The organism is Oceanospirillum maris DSM 6286 (genome assembly GCF_000422865.1).
Lineage (GTDB): Bacteria > Pseudomonadota > Gammaproteobacteria > Pseudomonadales > Halomonadaceae > Oceanospirillum > Oceanospirillum maris.
In genome coordinates, this window is sequence record NZ_AUGW01000013.1 from 132337 (window position 1) to 146418 (window position 14082).

General features: G+C 48.3%; 14 protein-coding genes. 1 reads left to right on the top strand and 13 read right to left on the bottom strand.

What is annotated here, in order from left to right; translation table 11 throughout:
• Positions 1–10 precede the first annotated feature (10 nt).
• From thiO to G517_RS0106250, 5 genes are all read right to left on the bottom strand, one after another.
• Positions 11–1120 (bottom strand): glycine oxidase ThiO, encoded by a 1110-nt coding sequence (gene thiO, locus G517_RS0106230; RefSeq protein WP_028303691.1) that lies wholly within the window; start codon positions 1118–1120, stop codon positions 11–13.
• Positions 1121–1164: 44 nt separating this feature from the next.
• On the bottom strand, positions 1165–1641 hold the full coding sequence (locus G517_RS0106235) for a type IV pilus modification PilV family protein (RefSeq protein ID WP_157833162.1): 477 nt from the start codon (positions 1639–1641) through the stop codon (positions 1165–1167).
• Between the two features lie 62 nt (positions 1642–1703).
• Positions 1704–2330, bottom strand: coding sequence for a pilus assembly PilX family protein (locus G517_RS0106240; RefSeq protein WP_028303693.1), 627 nt, complete (start codon positions 2328–2330; stop codon positions 1704–1706).
• Positions 2305–3105, bottom strand: coding sequence for a prepilin-type N-terminal cleavage/methylation domain-containing protein (locus G517_RS0106245; protein ID WP_028303694.1), 801 nt, complete (start codon positions 3103–3105; stop codon positions 2305–2307). The genes G517_RS0106240 and G517_RS0106245 overlap by 26 nt, the downstream gene beginning before the upstream one ends.
• A 20-nt stretch (positions 3106–3125) precedes the next feature.
• Positions 3126–3644 (bottom strand): GspH/FimT family pseudopilin, encoded by a 519-nt coding sequence (locus G517_RS0106250; RefSeq protein ID WP_028303695.1) that lies wholly within the window; start codon positions 3642–3644, stop codon positions 3126–3128.
• Between the two features lie 163 nt (positions 3645–3807).
• On the opposite strand from G517_RS0106250, the gene G517_RS21210 reads away from it, so the two are divergent.
• Entirely contained in the window at positions 3808–4239 is a 432-nt protein-coding gene (locus tag G517_RS21210; protein WP_028303696.1) for a type IV pilin protein, read from the top strand.
• Positions 4240–4265: 26 nt separating this feature from the next.
• Here G517_RS21210 and ispH read toward each other — a convergent pair whose 3' ends face one another.
• The 8 genes from ispH to proB all read right to left on the bottom strand — a co-directional run bounded on the left by ispH (position 4266) and on the right by proB (position 14055).
• Positions 4266–5252, bottom strand: coding sequence for a 4-hydroxy-3-methylbut-2-enyl diphosphate reductase (ispH, locus tag G517_RS0106260; RefSeq protein ID WP_051206160.1), 987 nt, complete (start codon positions 5250–5252; stop codon positions 4266–4268).
• A 189-nt stretch (positions 5253–5441) separates the two neighbouring features.
• The gene (locus G517_RS0106265) at positions 5442–5897 is read right to left on the bottom strand and encodes an FKBP-type peptidyl-prolyl cis-trans isomerase (protein ID WP_028303698.1); all 456 of its coding nucleotides are present in this window, start codon (positions 5895–5897) and stop codon (positions 5442–5444) included.
• 104 nt (positions 5898–6001) lie between these two features.
• Entirely contained in the window at positions 6002–6535 is a 534-nt protein-coding gene (gene lspA / locus G517_RS18035) for a signal peptidase II (RefSeq protein ID WP_051206161.1), read from the bottom strand.
• Between the two features lie 62 nt (positions 6536–6597).
• Entirely contained in the window at positions 6598–9405 is a 2808-nt protein-coding gene (gene ileS, locus G517_RS0106275) for an isoleucine--tRNA ligase (protein WP_028303699.1), read from the bottom strand.
• A gap of 242 nt (positions 9406–9647) precedes the next feature.
• Positions 9648–10616: a bifunctional riboflavin kinase/FAD synthetase gene (ribF, locus tag G517_RS18040; RefSeq protein ID WP_036590584.1), complete on the bottom strand. Its 969-nt coding sequence runs from the start codon at positions 10614–10616 to the stop codon at positions 9648–9650.
• A gap of 114 nt (positions 10617–10730) precedes the next feature.
• Positions 10731–12326: a murein biosynthesis integral membrane protein MurJ gene (murJ, locus tag G517_RS0106285; protein ID WP_028303700.1), complete on the bottom strand. Its 1596-nt coding sequence runs from the start codon at positions 12324–12326 to the stop codon at positions 10731–10733.
• 125 nt (positions 12327–12451) lie between these two features.
• Complete coding sequence (gene rpsT / locus G517_RS0106290) at positions 12452–12718, bottom strand: 30S ribosomal protein S20 (protein ID WP_028303701.1); 267 nt, start codon at positions 12716–12718, stop codon at positions 12452–12454.
• A gap of 215 nt (positions 12719–12933) precedes the next feature.
• Complete coding sequence (gene proB, locus G517_RS0106295; protein ID WP_028303702.1) at positions 12934–14055, bottom strand: glutamate 5-kinase; 1122 nt, start codon at positions 14053–14055, stop codon at positions 12934–12936.
• Between the last annotated feature and the right edge of the window lie 27 nt (positions 14056–14082).

The window sequence follows — 14082 nt, forward strand, 5'->3', positions numbered from 1 at the left end:
GTCGATAAGGCTAGTTCTTTGTCGATAGACGGGTTTTTGGTAGATAGGCGCTGGGATCAATAATCGGTGTTTGTCCTAATAGCTGATTGCACAGTAGCTCGGTGGCTGCAGGAGCCAGTACTAAGCCATTACGGAAGTGCCCTGTGTTAAGATGCAAATGCCCCGTACTCTCTACGGCTCCGATAAAGGGAATACCATCTGGCGAACCGGGCCGTAAGCCGCACCAATGATGTTCCACTGGAATATCTTTTAGCGCAGGCAATATTGCTTCAGCACTGGCTTGTAATGATTGGCGAGCCTCTTCCGTTGTTTGTTTGTTAAAGCCTTCATATTCTAAGGTAGAGCCAACTAAAATACGGCCATCATTACGGGGGATGACATAGCGACCATCGAGCATCACGACCCGATCAACCAAACCTGGCTCCGCTTTGTAGACCATCATTTGTCCCCGTACGGGCTCAATGGGTAGGTTTGGTAAAACCGCCTCTTCCGCCAAAATCCCCGCACTCCAAGCACCGCCGCAGACAATGACTTGTCCTGCCCCTAAAACCGCGTTAGAAGTATTAACGCCAATGGCTTGACCGTCCATTACGCGAATACTTTTAACCTCCACATGCTCTAAAATACGAACATTAGGGTGCTGCTCTAGACTTTTCTTCAGTGCTTTTCCTAAGCGAGGATTACGAATGCTGCCCACTTCAGGCATCCAGATCGCTTGCTCTTTACCGGCAGCAAGATTCGCTTCTTTTTCGTAGATAAACTGCTGATCAACGTGATGTAAGGGCTGCTGATTTTTTGCCGCCCAAGCAAGAGCTTCGGCATCGTCTTCAACCCTTAGCATAAGCATGCCGCCGGCACGAAACTCAGGATCAATCCCTGTTTCTTCTGCTAGAAGGTTAGCCAGCTCTGGATAGTAGCCCTGAGACCAGTTTGCTAATGCGGTGATTTCAGGGCGATAACGCCACGGATACAGAGGAGAAACAATGCCTCCGCCAGCCCATGAGGATTCTTTGCACAACTCGCCTTGATCAATAATAGTGACATCTGCGCCGGAGTTAGCCAATGTGCGGGCGGTCATCATACCGATAACGCCGCCCCCTACGATTAGAAAGTCGTTCACTGTTTATCCTTATCTTGTCGCGGTCAATAAATAGCCATTCATCATTAACAACCAAAAAGGTCGCAGGTCGCTTGGATTCGCACGCTATCGTCAGCGCCTGGGCCTCCTTGCATAAAATCGATATAAAGTAGGGTGCTGAGCTTAATGCTTTGCTCTTGATTCTGATTATCGTGCCAACGAACGGTCGCTGTATATTGATGAGTATTGCTCAGCCCTGCAAAAGGGCTAACTTCCCAGAGGAGATCATACGCTGCACTGACACCGGCTATGTTGTTTTTATGGCCATTTGTCCCGTTGCTAGGGTTTATCAGCAGTCCTTCAATGGCATTTTGCCCGTGAACCAGTGCCTGAGTACGGGCTTGCGTTGTAGCCCCAGCTCGAAGTAGGTCGCCCTGGAATTTAGCGGTAGCGGTCATGCCAACGGAGATGATCAGAACAACCATTAATATTTCTATTAGCGAGATGCCTGTTTGTCGAGACAGACTTATTTGCAGAGAAATGCTTGTTTGAGATCGGATCATAATATTGGCTCCATACTAACGGTTGGCTCCATGCTCATCCCTGCATCTATGACCAATCATGCCTATGGCCAGTCACGCCAGCTACCAGGAATACGGATAAAATCCGTGATCGCGGGGTTTACGGCATTGGGTTTCGATAAGACCCTGATCCATTGTGTTCGGGTTAAATCTGAATCTGACATTGCCACAGCTGTGGCGGCTACGTCGATAATCCATCTATTGCAGTCCGCTAAAAGCACCGGATTAGGATCATCCAAACAAGCGCGCGTATAGCTGACGGTAAGCTGATAGTGATCACCGCTACGGGTTAGCACAATATTATCTGCATTTAGATCATTCCAGCTAACAGCATCGCTATTTTCATCGCTGGCATTCCAAATGGCAAAAGTATGATGATGTTGATCAAGCCATGCAATACCGTATTCTAAGGCGGCTTCTGCGGCATAGCTGGCCTCTTTGCTTCGATATTCATTCGCCGAGATTGTTTGTTCTGTGAGTAATGTTCTAGCGGTTAAAAAAGAGATCATCGTTAGAGCAACCAGCAGCACCATAGCAAACATTAGCGTGACCATGCCTTGTTGTCGATCAAGGGGGCGGTTGTGCTTAAGGTGCGGCTTGTTAAGCCCAAAAGAGGAAGGCCTGCTCCCAAAAGAGGACGGCCTACTAAAGGCGTTTAAAATAACGGTCATTACGTACTCTCACCTTCCCTGTGATGGTCAAAGAAAATGCATCCTTAGTGCCACTGATCGTCACTAGTAAATGGCGTGCTTCAATACAGTGATCTCCCGTCGAGCAGGTTCCACCACTGGGAGCCGATATGGCTTTTGGCTGAGGGATAACATCGCCATCTTGGTCAATATAGCTAACAGAGAATTGAGTGATTTTAATACTATCTTCAGTTAAAGCTTCCCATTGGTTGTTGCTGGCATGGTAATCACAGCCGGGATGCGGGCCGCTACTTGGAGCTAAAGGCCCCCTTCTTGAGCTTATTCTTTTGCGGCTGTCCAATTTAAAGCCGAAGTGATTATTGTATCCGGCATAAGGGTTTCCGTCCCGCTCTCGATCATAGCTGTAGGTCACACAATGACATTCATGGAGAGCATTACACTGCCAAAGCTTCAGATTACTGACGTTATCCATAAAGGGGTTATCGGCATATTGGCTTAAAACAGTACTTAGGGTGAGAGGCCGCTCGACGCCACCTGCTCGTTTTAGATCGCTTAAAATCAGGTCAAGGCTGGCCCGAAGGTTATGACTTAATTCAACTTGGGCGTTATTGTCGCCAGAGGACTGTAGTGTCGTCAGGTAGGCGCTAAGTATCGCGCCGATTAAGGTTATCCCTAGCACTAGGGATATAAGTAGCTCGGGAAGCGTGAAGCCTCTTTCTGCAGGCGGTAACAGTTTTGTAGGTGGTTGAGGTTTTTGCATGGCGAGCATGACAGGTTTTATGAATAACTGGCTCATATTAACCCCCCTTCATAGTGTTAACAGTCCGTCAAGCCGTGGATATTGCCGCAGGCCCGTACTCGGCCTAAGGCTGATAACACTACATTGCCGGAAAAATGCTCTATTTGTAGAGTAAACGTGCCATTATTTTTTGTCGTTCCTCGTACGCTATCAAATATTATCGGTGATTTTAAAGCAGTCATACGCACGTTCGAGTAATCAGTACTACTTAAGCGCCTGAGTATGTTATCGCTCTTGATGGGCAGGGTGCAGGCCGATGCTGTTTCTGGGTCATCCAGAGTGCAATCACAATTAGGTGTCAGACTTATACCAACGCACCAATGGTCACCGGCGAGGGATGAGATAAATAAGGGCTTGTTGCGCTTAATTGCCTCAGATCGGGCAAAAGCCAACTCTTGTTTTAAATGAATCAAAGCACCACGCAGTCGCTCTTGAATGATCAGATCACTCATATTTGGCACTACTATAACCGCCAGCATACTGACGATAACAAGTGTAATAAGTAGCTCAATAAGGCTGAATCCGCGCACAGGCATATTATTCCCTGCTTTTAAATAATCTTCTTAATTAATGTAAGATGCCATGCAGACAGAGGCTTCACAAGCACTTGTTGTCAAGATTATGGGAATGTTACGGGAAAGGAATGAGAGCGCTATAGAGACATCAATGGACTGAAGACGCACCCCAGAGAGGTTGGTTATGTTGCCTGAATATGTTCTTAGACGGCGGAGTACAGAGAAAGCAGAGCACGGTTTTACTCTAATTGAGCTGCTGATTGTTATGGCTATTATTGGCGTCTTAGCTGGCGCGGCCTATCCTGCATACCAGCGCTATGCACTAGAAAGCCGCAGGACAGATGCCTATATGGGGATTCTTCGAATACAGTTAGCGCAAGAAAACTGGCGAGCATCCCATCACCGCTACAGTGATGATCTTACCCATAGCGGCTTAGATACAGCCTCTGAGTCTAGTGACGGTTTTTATACCTTATCGGTATCGGATTCGAGTGCTATAGGCTACAAGATCTCGGCGACAGCGAAAGGATTACAGGTAAACGACACGCCATGCCAAACCATTGAGCTGACCAAATCAGCCTCGGGGGAGACCAAGGCTCCGGTCTATTGCTGGTGAAAAAGCCGGTATAGCCGTGATAGGGCTTACTCGCTAATATCCGTGAGCCTAAGTTCTTTCGGGATCGAAAACACAACATTCTCTTCTCGGCCATCCAGCTCTGTCGGTTCATCCGCCCCTAATTCTTCCAGACGGTCAATAACTTGCTGTACTAGGATGGCGGGGGCTGAAGCGCCTGCTGTAATACCAATTTTCTTTGCAGGAACTAGCCACTTTTGCTGGATCTCATCGGCGTTGTCGATCAAGTAGGCTTGTGTGTTCATCCGCTCGGATAACTCCCTTAAACGGTTTGAGTTCGAGCTATTGGGTGAGCCTACAACGAGGACTAAATCACATTCTGCCGCCAGTTGCTTTACTGCATCTTGTCTGTTCTGGGTGGCATAGCAGATATCATCTTTTCTTGGCCCTTGGATCTTAGGGAATCGAGCGCGTAGGGCATCAATCACCCGAGCGGTATCATCCATTGATAGGGTTGTTTGAGTAACGAAGGCCAGCTTACTTGGGTCGCGGGGTTCTAGCTTTTCTACATCCGCGTCATCTTCCACTAGCGAGATACTGCCTCCAGCGCTGGTATCATAACGTCCCATGGTGCCTTCAACTTCAGGGTGGCCCGCATGGCCGATCAAAATACACTCCTGTCCCTGTTTGCTATAACGCAGCACTTCCAAGTGTACCTTTGTCACCAAAGGACACGTTGCATCAAATACTTTTAAGCCGCGACGCGACGCTTCATCTTGCACTGCTTTGGAAACACCGTGGGCACTAAAAATCACAATGGCATCATCGGGAACTTCATGTAGCTCATCGACAAAAATAGCCCCCCGATCCTTCAGGTCGTTAACCACAAACTTGTTATGCACTACCTCATGACGCACATAAATCGGTGGCTCAAATACCTCAAGGGCACGATTAACAATCTCTATGGCGCGATCAACCCCTGCACAGAACCCACGGGGGTTAGCCAGTTTAATCTCAAGATTAACGGTGGATTCAGTCGATTGTGTCGCAGTCATAGGAGGGTCTCTACAGCGTTAAATAAAATAATACACGGTGGTTAATGATATGCGGTGGTAAATAATACACGGCGATAAATAGTACACAGTGATAAAGAGCACTCAGTGTTAAATAGCACCGATTATCCACAGGCAGGCGGAGTTTAAACTCATCCGCCAACCTGTTATCTATCCAGTGGATGCTGTCTGTTATGCCTGCTCTGGGGCATCTTCCACGGCTAAAATCTCAACTTCAAACGTTAGCGTATGACCGGCTAAAGGATGGTTAAAGTCAACAGAGACAAGCTCGTCATCAAACTCCACAACAACCCCTGGCAGCTCACCGTTAGCTTTATCGGCAAAGCTTAGCATCAGACCGGGTTCCAGATTAAGATCCGGTGCAAATTGAGCCCGTGGTAGCTTTTGGATATTGCTTGGGTTGTGCTGACCAAAAGCATTCTCAGGTGCCACTTCAAAGGTCTGTTTGGTGCCTGCGGTTAATCCGTGTAGAGGTTTTTCAAAACCCTCAGGCAAATTGCCATCACCCACAATTAACCGTACGGGGTCTTTATCAAAAGTACTATCAACCACTGCGCCTTTTTCTGCCAGCTTTAGTGCAAAGTGGAGCGTTACCTGTTTGCCTGGGCCGATCTGCTGTTCACTCATGTTGATTACCTTTTTTAACAATATAACAATGAATATCGATTTAAGCGGGCTGGTTTATGGCCTGCTAGGGTTTAGCTTCTATCTAAGCGTTAGAGCTATGGATATTAAGCGTCAGGATTACGGATCATATCCACAATAAGCATACCGGCACCTAAGGTGATCGCTGCATCCGCTAAGTTAAACGCAGGAAAATATGCGTTATCCCAGTGGAATAGAAGAAAATCTACGACATATCCTAATAGGATACGATCATGCAAATTACCCAGTGCGCCACCTAAAACCAGTGCTAAGGCACAGGCAAGCCATGTCTCGTGACGTTTTAACCGAGACAGCCAAGCCAGCAAGCCACCACTAACGACCAAGGCGATTAAGGCAAAAAGCCAACGCTGCCAACCGGATTCATTGGCTAAAAAGCTGAAAGCTGCTCCGGTGTTGTGCAACAGGGTTAGATCAAACACTGGCAGCACCGTTAGTATTTCACCGTAGCGAAAACTGCCACTAACCCAAGCCTTTGAGCCAAGGTCAATCACGATCACGAGAACCGAAAGCAACAACCATTTTAGTTGTGTGCCTTTATCTTTTTTTTCTGTAACTGAGGCGCCCGTAGGCGCCTCAGATTTCCGTTCTTGTTTGCTCATAAGCTTCTGTTATTTAAGCTTCTTTTGTGTAAGAAGGCCGATATTGAAGAAAGCAGAGAAAATTAAGCGAATCGACGCTGTTCACCTTCACCTTCTGGTAAATTGGTGATGCAACGGCCACACAGTTCTGGATGCTCGGCATGTTGGCCGACATCTTCACGGTGATGCCAGCAGCGACCACATTTAGCGTGTTCCGATGCTTTAACCGCTACCTTAAGACCGGCTAGTTCTGTATCCGCAGCATCAACAGCATTCTCTAGAGGCGTAACAACCGCACCAGAGGTTAGCAAGACAAAGCGCAGTTCTTCACCGAGGCCTTCGATTAAGGCTTTCAATTCATCATTCGCAAATAAGGTAACTTCTGTCGCCATTGAACCTTTAACGGTACCCGCATTACGGGCATCTTCTAAGGCTTTGTTGACTGCTTCTTTCACATCCATGATGCGATTCCAGTAGTCACGATTTTTCTCACCATCGGCCTTCATTTCAAACAAGCCGTCGTACCAAGTGGTCAGATAAACAGACGCTTCACGCTGGCCTGGAATGTTCTCGTAGATCTCTTCCGCGGTGAACGTCAAAATCGGAGCGACCCAACGAGCTAGAGCTTCAATGATGTGATACAGAGCGGTTTGGCAAGAGCGGCGCGCCAAGCTATCAGGGTGCGTGGTGTACTGGCGATCTTTGATGATATCCAGATAGAAACCACCTAAATCCTGAGCGCAGAAGTTATGCACTTTCTGATAGATGCTTAGGAAGTGATATTCGTTATACGCGTCGTTTAGCTCACCTTGTAGCTGCAGTGCGCGGTCAACAGCCCACTGGTCCAAGGACAACATCTCTTCCGGTGAGACCATGTCGGTTTCTGGATTAAAGCCGTTCAAGTTTGCCAGTAAGAAGCGAGCCGTATTACGAATCCGGCGATAAGAGTCTGCCGTACGTTGCAGAATCTGCTTCGATACCGCCATCTCGCTAGAGTAATCTGTGGCCGCAACCCAAAGACGCAGGATATCCCCGCCCAGTGAGTCTGTTACTTCTTGCGGTGCGATCACGTTGCCCAACGATTTGGACATCTTGTAGCCTTTTTCATCAACCGTGAAACCGTGGGTTAGCACCTGTTTGTAAGGCGCGCAGCCGTTGATCGCGATAGATGTTTTAAGGGATGACTGGAACCAACCACGGTGTTGATCTGAACCTTCTAGGTACAAGTCCGCAGGGAAGGTGAGTTCTTCACGGGGACGCAGTACCGAGTGATGGGTGACACCGGAATCAAACCAAACATCCAGTGTGTCAGTGACCTTGTAATACTGGTCGGCTTCATCACCTAGAAGTGTCTCAATATCCAGCTCAAACCAAGCGTCCATTCCCTCTTTTTCCATCAACAGGGCGACTTTCTCAATAAGTTCAGGGGTATTTGGATGCAGCTCATCGGTTTCTTTATTGATAAACAGAGTGATCGGCACGCCCCAAGTACGCTGGCGGGAAACACACCAATCTGGGCTCTGGTCAACCATCGCTTCAATACGGTTTTGGCCCCACGCGGGATACCACTGCACGCCTTTGATCGCTTCTAGGGCATCTTTTTTCAGGCCTTTCTCTTCCATCGAAATAAACCACTGCGGGGTTGCACGATAGATAAGCGGCGTTTTGGTACGCCAGCAATGGGGGTAACTATGCTCAAAGGCTTTGTGGTGAACCAGCTTACCTTCGCGCTGTAGCGCATCCATTACAGGCTCATCGGCCTTGTAAACATGCAGACCGGCAAACTCACCGGCTTCTGCGCTGTATGTGCCGTTAGCCTGTACAAGATTGATCGTGCCAAGGCCGTAAGCTTTGCCTACCACGAAATCTTCCATACCGTGATCCGGCGCGGTATGTACGGCACCTGTACCGGCGTCGGTTGTCACGTGATCACCTAGAATGACCGGTACTTGCTTGTCATAAAAAGGGTGTTTCAGCAGTAGATTTTCTAATGCTTGACCGGATACCGTCGCAAGCACTTCAAACTTATCTTCACCCCAGCGGGCCATGATGTCATCAACCATGGTTGCTGCAACAACAAAACGCTGGTCGCGCAGTTGTACTAGGGCGTAGTCTAGATCCGCATTCAGAGAAACTGCTTGACTGACCGGTAGTGTCCAGGCGGTCGTTGTCCAGATGACAACGGCAACATCGCCACTACCCGCTGGGTTGCCAAACAGCTCCAGCGCTTTCGCCTGATCAATGAAAGTGTACGCCACATCCAGCGCGATGGAGGTTTTATCCTGATACTCAACCTCAGCTTCTGCCAACGCAGACTGACCGACCACACTCCAGTAAACCGGCTTATAGCCTTTTACCAAATGACCGTTTTCTACGATGCGACCCAGCGCACGTACAATGTCCGCTTCGGTTTGGTAGTTCATGGTTAGATAAGGGTTTTCCCAATCACCAAGAATACCTAAACGAATAAAGTCAGCTTTCTGACCGTTAACTTGTTCCGTCGCATACTCACGGCATTTCTGACGGAATTCACGGTAAGGAACTTTATCTCCTGCACGGCCAATCAAGGTTTCTACTTTGTGCTCAATCGGTAGACCGTGGCAATCCCAGCCCGGTACATAGGGGGCATCGAAGCCTGCCAATGTACGCGACTTAACGATCATATCTTTCAGAATTTTGTTAACTGCATGGCCGATATGAATATTGCCGTTTGCATAGGGAGGGCCATCATGCAGCACAAATTTTGGACGACCTTCGCCTGCTTTACGCAGTTTCTGGTATAGGCCGATTTCATCCCAATGGGCTAAACGTGAAGGTTCGCGCTTAGGCAAATTGCCTCGCATTGGGAAATCAGTTTCTGGAAGATTGAGAGTATGTTTATAGTCGCTCATGGCTAATAATCGCTGCTCTTTATCGGTTTATCTGGTATCAGAGGGAATAGGGTTTATCTCTTATGTCAGCAGCGGCACTCACTCTGACATTAGCCTTGTCTTCAATGCAACACGGATGCTCTATTGTGGCTAGCAATAGGCAAGTGACTAACATCGCATTACTTTAAAAAAGGGACGATGTTAACGTTTTTTGTTAGCTCATCGTTTGTTAGTTCATCGGTATTTTTATTCGTTTATCGGTATTAGCTTAACAGCCCGCTGGCCAAGGGGATGCCTTGGTCAGACTGTTGGGTAAAATATTCCCTTGCTGCAAGCAGGTCCTTCATGATCTGTTCGCGCAGGGCTGCAACATCAGAGAAACGCTTTTCATCTCTCAATTTACTGCAAAAAGTCACCTGTACCCGTTGCCCGTACAGATCACCATTAAAATCAAATACGTGTACTTCTAGCGCGGGCTTAACGCCATCAATCGTTGGCCGGTTACCAATATTGGCAACGCCTTTATGCAGTAAGCCGTCACCGCTGCTTAATAGCACCGTGTATACGCCATGCAGAGCTGGTTGCTTATTTTTGAGTGACAAATTCGCCGTTGGTACGCCAAGCTGACGACCTAATTTACGGCCATGTAGCACTTTGCCACCAATTTGGTAAGGCACACCCAGTAGCTTATTGGCGAGTACAAAATTAGCTTCCGCTAAAACCGTACGAATTCGGGTACTGCTAACGCGTTCCGCTTCTACTTCAAAGGTTGTGGTGTTGACGACATCGAAGCCTTGGGATTTTCCAACCGCTTGCAACAGGGCAAAGTCCCCCGCTCGATCACAGCCAAAGCGAAAATCATCACCAACAACCAAATAGCGTACATCCAAGCCTTGAATTAAAACTTGGGTGATAAAGTCATGGGCGGATAAACTGCCCAGCTTTTGGTTAAACGGCAAGCAAACAATGCGATCAATGCCTTGGGCGGCGAGCCGGTCAACTTTATCTCGAAAGCGGGTCAATCGTGCAGGTGCCTGTGGAGCCGCAAAGAACTCTCTGGGCTGAGGTTCAAACACGACAACAGCAGAGGGTACACCTAGATCAAGAGCTTTAGCTTTTACATGGCGCAGAACAGCCTGATGCCCAAGGTGCACACCATCAAAGTTGCCGATTGTGGCGACACATCCCTGATGCTTTTTCCGTAAATTGTGCAATCCTCGTATCAGTTCCATTTTGCTCCTGTTGCTCTCGTTTTATTATTTATGGGCTTTATCACGTTTTTTCTAAAAGAGACCGATTATAGCGAAATTCATCGCGTCTGCATCCCCTCTACTTATTATCTGTGCCTAATGACGAATATGGCGTAAGCGAAGCCCCAATAGAATCAAGACAAGCAGGTAGCTACCGCCTCCTAGGGCGACTAACCCCGACATCCACAGGACACGCTCTTGCCAGTGGGCAAGTTGCCACTGCATTGCCTCTGGGGTGGCGTAAAGTAAGATGGCCACCATAACGGCAACGGCGGGTATTAACTGTAAAAGATAGCGTCCCCAGCCCGCCTGCCAAATAAACACACCTTCTCGGCGTAAGCCCAGCCAAAGCAGACCGGCATTTAAAAACGCTGATAAGGATGTTGCCAGCGCCAATCCGGCATGATCTAGCCAGAATACCAGCATAAGATTGAGCGCCATATTAGCGACCATAGCTATGATGCCAATTTTAACCGGTGTCTTAGTGTCTTGTCGGGCGTAGAAACCGGGAGCCAATACTTTAATCAGCATAAAGGCCAAAAGTCCTACAGCGTAGGCTCGTAGGCTTAATGATGCCATATCTACGTCATGGCTGGTCATTGCACCATACTGGAACAAAGTGAAGAGCAAAGGCTCTGCCAGAAGAAATAGCGCTAGAGCCGCTGGTACTGCGATCAATAGAATCATGCGCACGGCCCAATCCAGCGTTTTAGCAAACGCCTCAACAGACTTTTCCGCATGTTTGGTTGAAAGGCTCGGCAGTATCACTGTGGCAACTGCAATGCCAAATACGCCTAAAGGCAACTCGACCAAACGATCTGAGTAGTACAGCCATGAAACGCTGCCGCTGATCAGAAACGATGCCAGTATGGTATCTAACAGCAAGTTAATTTGGCTAACGGAGACGCCGAACAATGCGGGAGCCATCAGCTTAAGAATCCGGCGAACCCCTTCATCTTTCCAGCGGACTTTAGGTTTTGGCATCAGCCCGATACGGGCTAGAAATGGTAGCTGAAAGCAAAGCTGAGCACCGCCCGCAAGTAAAACCCCCCACGCAAGCGCCATAACCGGCTCATCCATATAGGGCGTTAACCAAAGCGCGGCACCAATTAATGACAGATTGAGCAATACTGGTGTAAATGCAGGAATAGCAAAGTGGTCGTAACTGTTCAGTATGCTACCAGCGAATGCCGTTAGAGAAATTAGCAGCAGATAGGGAAAAGTAATACGCAGCATCTCAACGGTAAGCGCCTGCTTGTCTGGCTCCTGACTAAACCCGGGGGCAAATACCCAGACCAGAACGGGTGCAGCAAGCACGGCTAGTAGCGTAATACCTGCCAAGGTGACGCCTAGCGTACCGGCAACGGCGTTAATCAGATCTTTGACTGAAGGCAGATCCCGTTGGCTGCGATATTCTGACAATACCGGCACAAAGGCTTGGTTAAACGCACCTTCGGCAAATAAGCGGCGCAAAAAATTGGGGATCTTAAATGCAACAAAAAAAGCATCCGCACCTGCCCCCGCGCCAAATAAGCCTGCGATCACAATATCGCGCATAAGTCCCAAAACCCGAGATAACAGTGTCATCACGCTGACTAATGCGCCAGAGCGCAACAGCCCTGGTTTCTTCACCGCTTTATTTGGTGGGATAGACTCTGAAGCTGATCCATTTTCCGGTTCTTGTGCTGCCATGACAGGGCCCTGCAGTTAAGACAAAGGGGAAGAAAGAAAATTAAGAAGGAGACGCCGTATTTTGCCAAATTTCAGGCACAAAAAAACCGGCCTAAGCCGGTTTTTTAAAAGGTAAAACCTCTAAACTATGCAGCGATTGCTTTAACTCGCGCATTTAGACGGCTCTTGGTACGAGCTGCCTTGTTTTTAGAGATGATGCCTTTGTCAGCAATACGATCAATAACAGGCTGAGCTGTATTGAACGCAGCCATAGCTGTAGCGTGATCACCCGCTTCAACTGCCGCAACAACGCGCTTAATGTAAGTGCGCACCATGGAGCGCAGGCTGGCATTGTGAGTACGGCGCTTTTCAGCCTGGCGTGCACGTTTTTTTGCAGATGCGATATTCGCCACCGTTAAGCTCCTTGGAGAAATCGGTCTAATAAATTGAGATACGCGATATGCGTATTCCACGAATTAAAGTCTAACGTCTTTAGGGGTGCGCATTCTACGGTAAACCATAGGGTATGAACAGCCTTTTTAACCGTTAGCTCAAAATTTTCTTAAATTTTTTAGCGAAATGCCTAAGAAATTCTCGAAAATCAGTTTTGATTTTACACTAAAAGGCTTTACACCAAAACAAGGTTATCACGGTTGATCAACTCGGGATCAGCCATATAACCCAGCAGAGATTCTATCATAGAGCTGGGCTGACCGAGGATCTTTAATGCATCCTCATGGTCATAATTTACCAAGCCCTTGGCGATAAGCTCCCCTTGCTCGTTCACGCACTGTACCATATCTCCGCGCCGAAAACGTCCCGATGACTGTCGCACTCCAACGGAGAGTAAACTGCAGTGTTTGTCGCGCAGGACGCGCACAGCACCATCATCCAGTACCAGTGTTCCCCGAGTTTGAAGATGGCCAGCCAACCAACGTTTGCGAGCAGCCCACGGCGTATCTTTTGGTAAAAATAGCGTACCAATTGATTCACCGGTGATAGCTCGTACCAGCACATTAGGCTGGCGACCGCTGACAACTAAGGTGGTCGCGCCAGAGCGGGCAGCAAGCCCTGCGGCTCGAACTTTAGTAATCATACCGCCACGCCCGAGTCGGCCTCCGTCTCCAGCCATTGCTGCCAAGGCTGGGTCGTCGGCCCATGCTTCCTCGATTAAGGTTGCATCAGGGTTAGAGCGTGGATCGGCGGTAAAAAGACCTTCTTGATCGGTCAGAATAATTAAGGCATCGGCTTCTAGCAGATTCGCAACTAGCGCGCCTAAGGTGTCGTTATCCCCAAATTTGATCTCGTCGGTTACAACGGTGTCATTTTCGTTAATAATCGGCACAACCCCTAAACCTAACAGCGCTTTAACAGCGCTGCGGGCATTAAGATAACGCTTGCGGTTAGAAAGATCATCATGGGTCAATAAGATTTGCGCAGCGCGTAAATCATGGCGAATAAACTGTGATTCATAAGCCTGTACCAGGCCCATCTGGCCTACCGCAGCCGCCGCTTGTAGTTCGTGCAACGTTGACGGTCGCTCAGTCAAACCTAGGCGACTCATCCCTTCTGCGACGGAGCCAGAGGAGACTAAAATCAACTCAATGCCTTGTTTTTTCAAAGCCGCCATCTGATCAACCCAAGCAGAGATTGCAGGTAGATCAAGCCCTTTACCATCATTCGTTAAAAGAGCACTACCTATCTTCACTACAAGGCGTTTTGCACGCACTAGCCTGTCACGCTGAGACATCTTTCACCCAAGCCTTATGTCGCAAAA

Excerpts from the sequence above, each read along its gene's own strand:
- G517_RS0106235 (WP_157833162.1), bottom strand. The coding sequence starts at position 1,641 with ATGATCCGATCTCAAACAAGCATTTCTCTGCAAATAAGTCTGTCTCGA.
- G517_RS0106240 (WP_028303693.1), bottom strand. The coding sequence starts at position 2,330 with ATGACCGTTATTTTAAACGCCTTTAGTAGGCCGTCCTCTTTTGGGAGC.
- G517_RS0106245 (WP_028303694.1), bottom strand. The coding sequence starts at position 3,105 with ATGAGCCAGTTATTCATAAAACCTGTCATGCTCGCCATGCAAAAACCT.
- G517_RS0106250 (WP_028303695.1), bottom strand. The coding sequence starts at position 3,644 with ATGCCTGTGCGCGGATTCAGCCTTATTGAGCTACTTATTACACTTGTT.
- G517_RS21210 (WP_028303696.1), top strand. The coding sequence starts at position 3,808 with ATGTTGCCTGAATATGTTCTTAGACGGCGGAGTACAGAGAAAGCAGAG.
- ispH (WP_051206160.1), bottom strand. The coding sequence starts at position 5,252 with ATGACTGCGACACAATCGACTGAATCCACCGTTAATCTTGAGATTAAA.
- G517_RS0106265 (WP_028303698.1), bottom strand. The coding sequence starts at position 5,897 with ATGAGTGAACAGCAGATCGGCCCAGGCAAACAGGTAACGCTCCACTTT.
- lspA (WP_051206161.1), bottom strand. The coding sequence starts at position 6,535 with ATGAGCAAACAAGAACGGAAATCTGAGGCGCCTACGGGCGCCTCAGTT.
- ileS (WP_028303699.1), bottom strand. The coding sequence starts at position 9,405 with ATGAGCGACTATAAACATACTCTCAATCTTCCAGAAACTGATTTCCCA.
- ribF (WP_036590584.1), bottom strand. The coding sequence starts at position 10,616 with ATGGAACTGATACGAGGATTGCACAATTTACGGAAAAAGCATCAGGGA.
- murJ (WP_028303700.1), bottom strand. The coding sequence starts at position 12,326 with ATGGCAGCACAAGAACCGGAAAATGGATCAGCTTCAGAGTCTATCCCA.
- proB (WP_028303702.1), bottom strand. The coding sequence starts at position 14,055 with ATGTCTCAGCGTGACAGGCTAGTGCGTGCAAAACGCCTTGTAGTGAAG.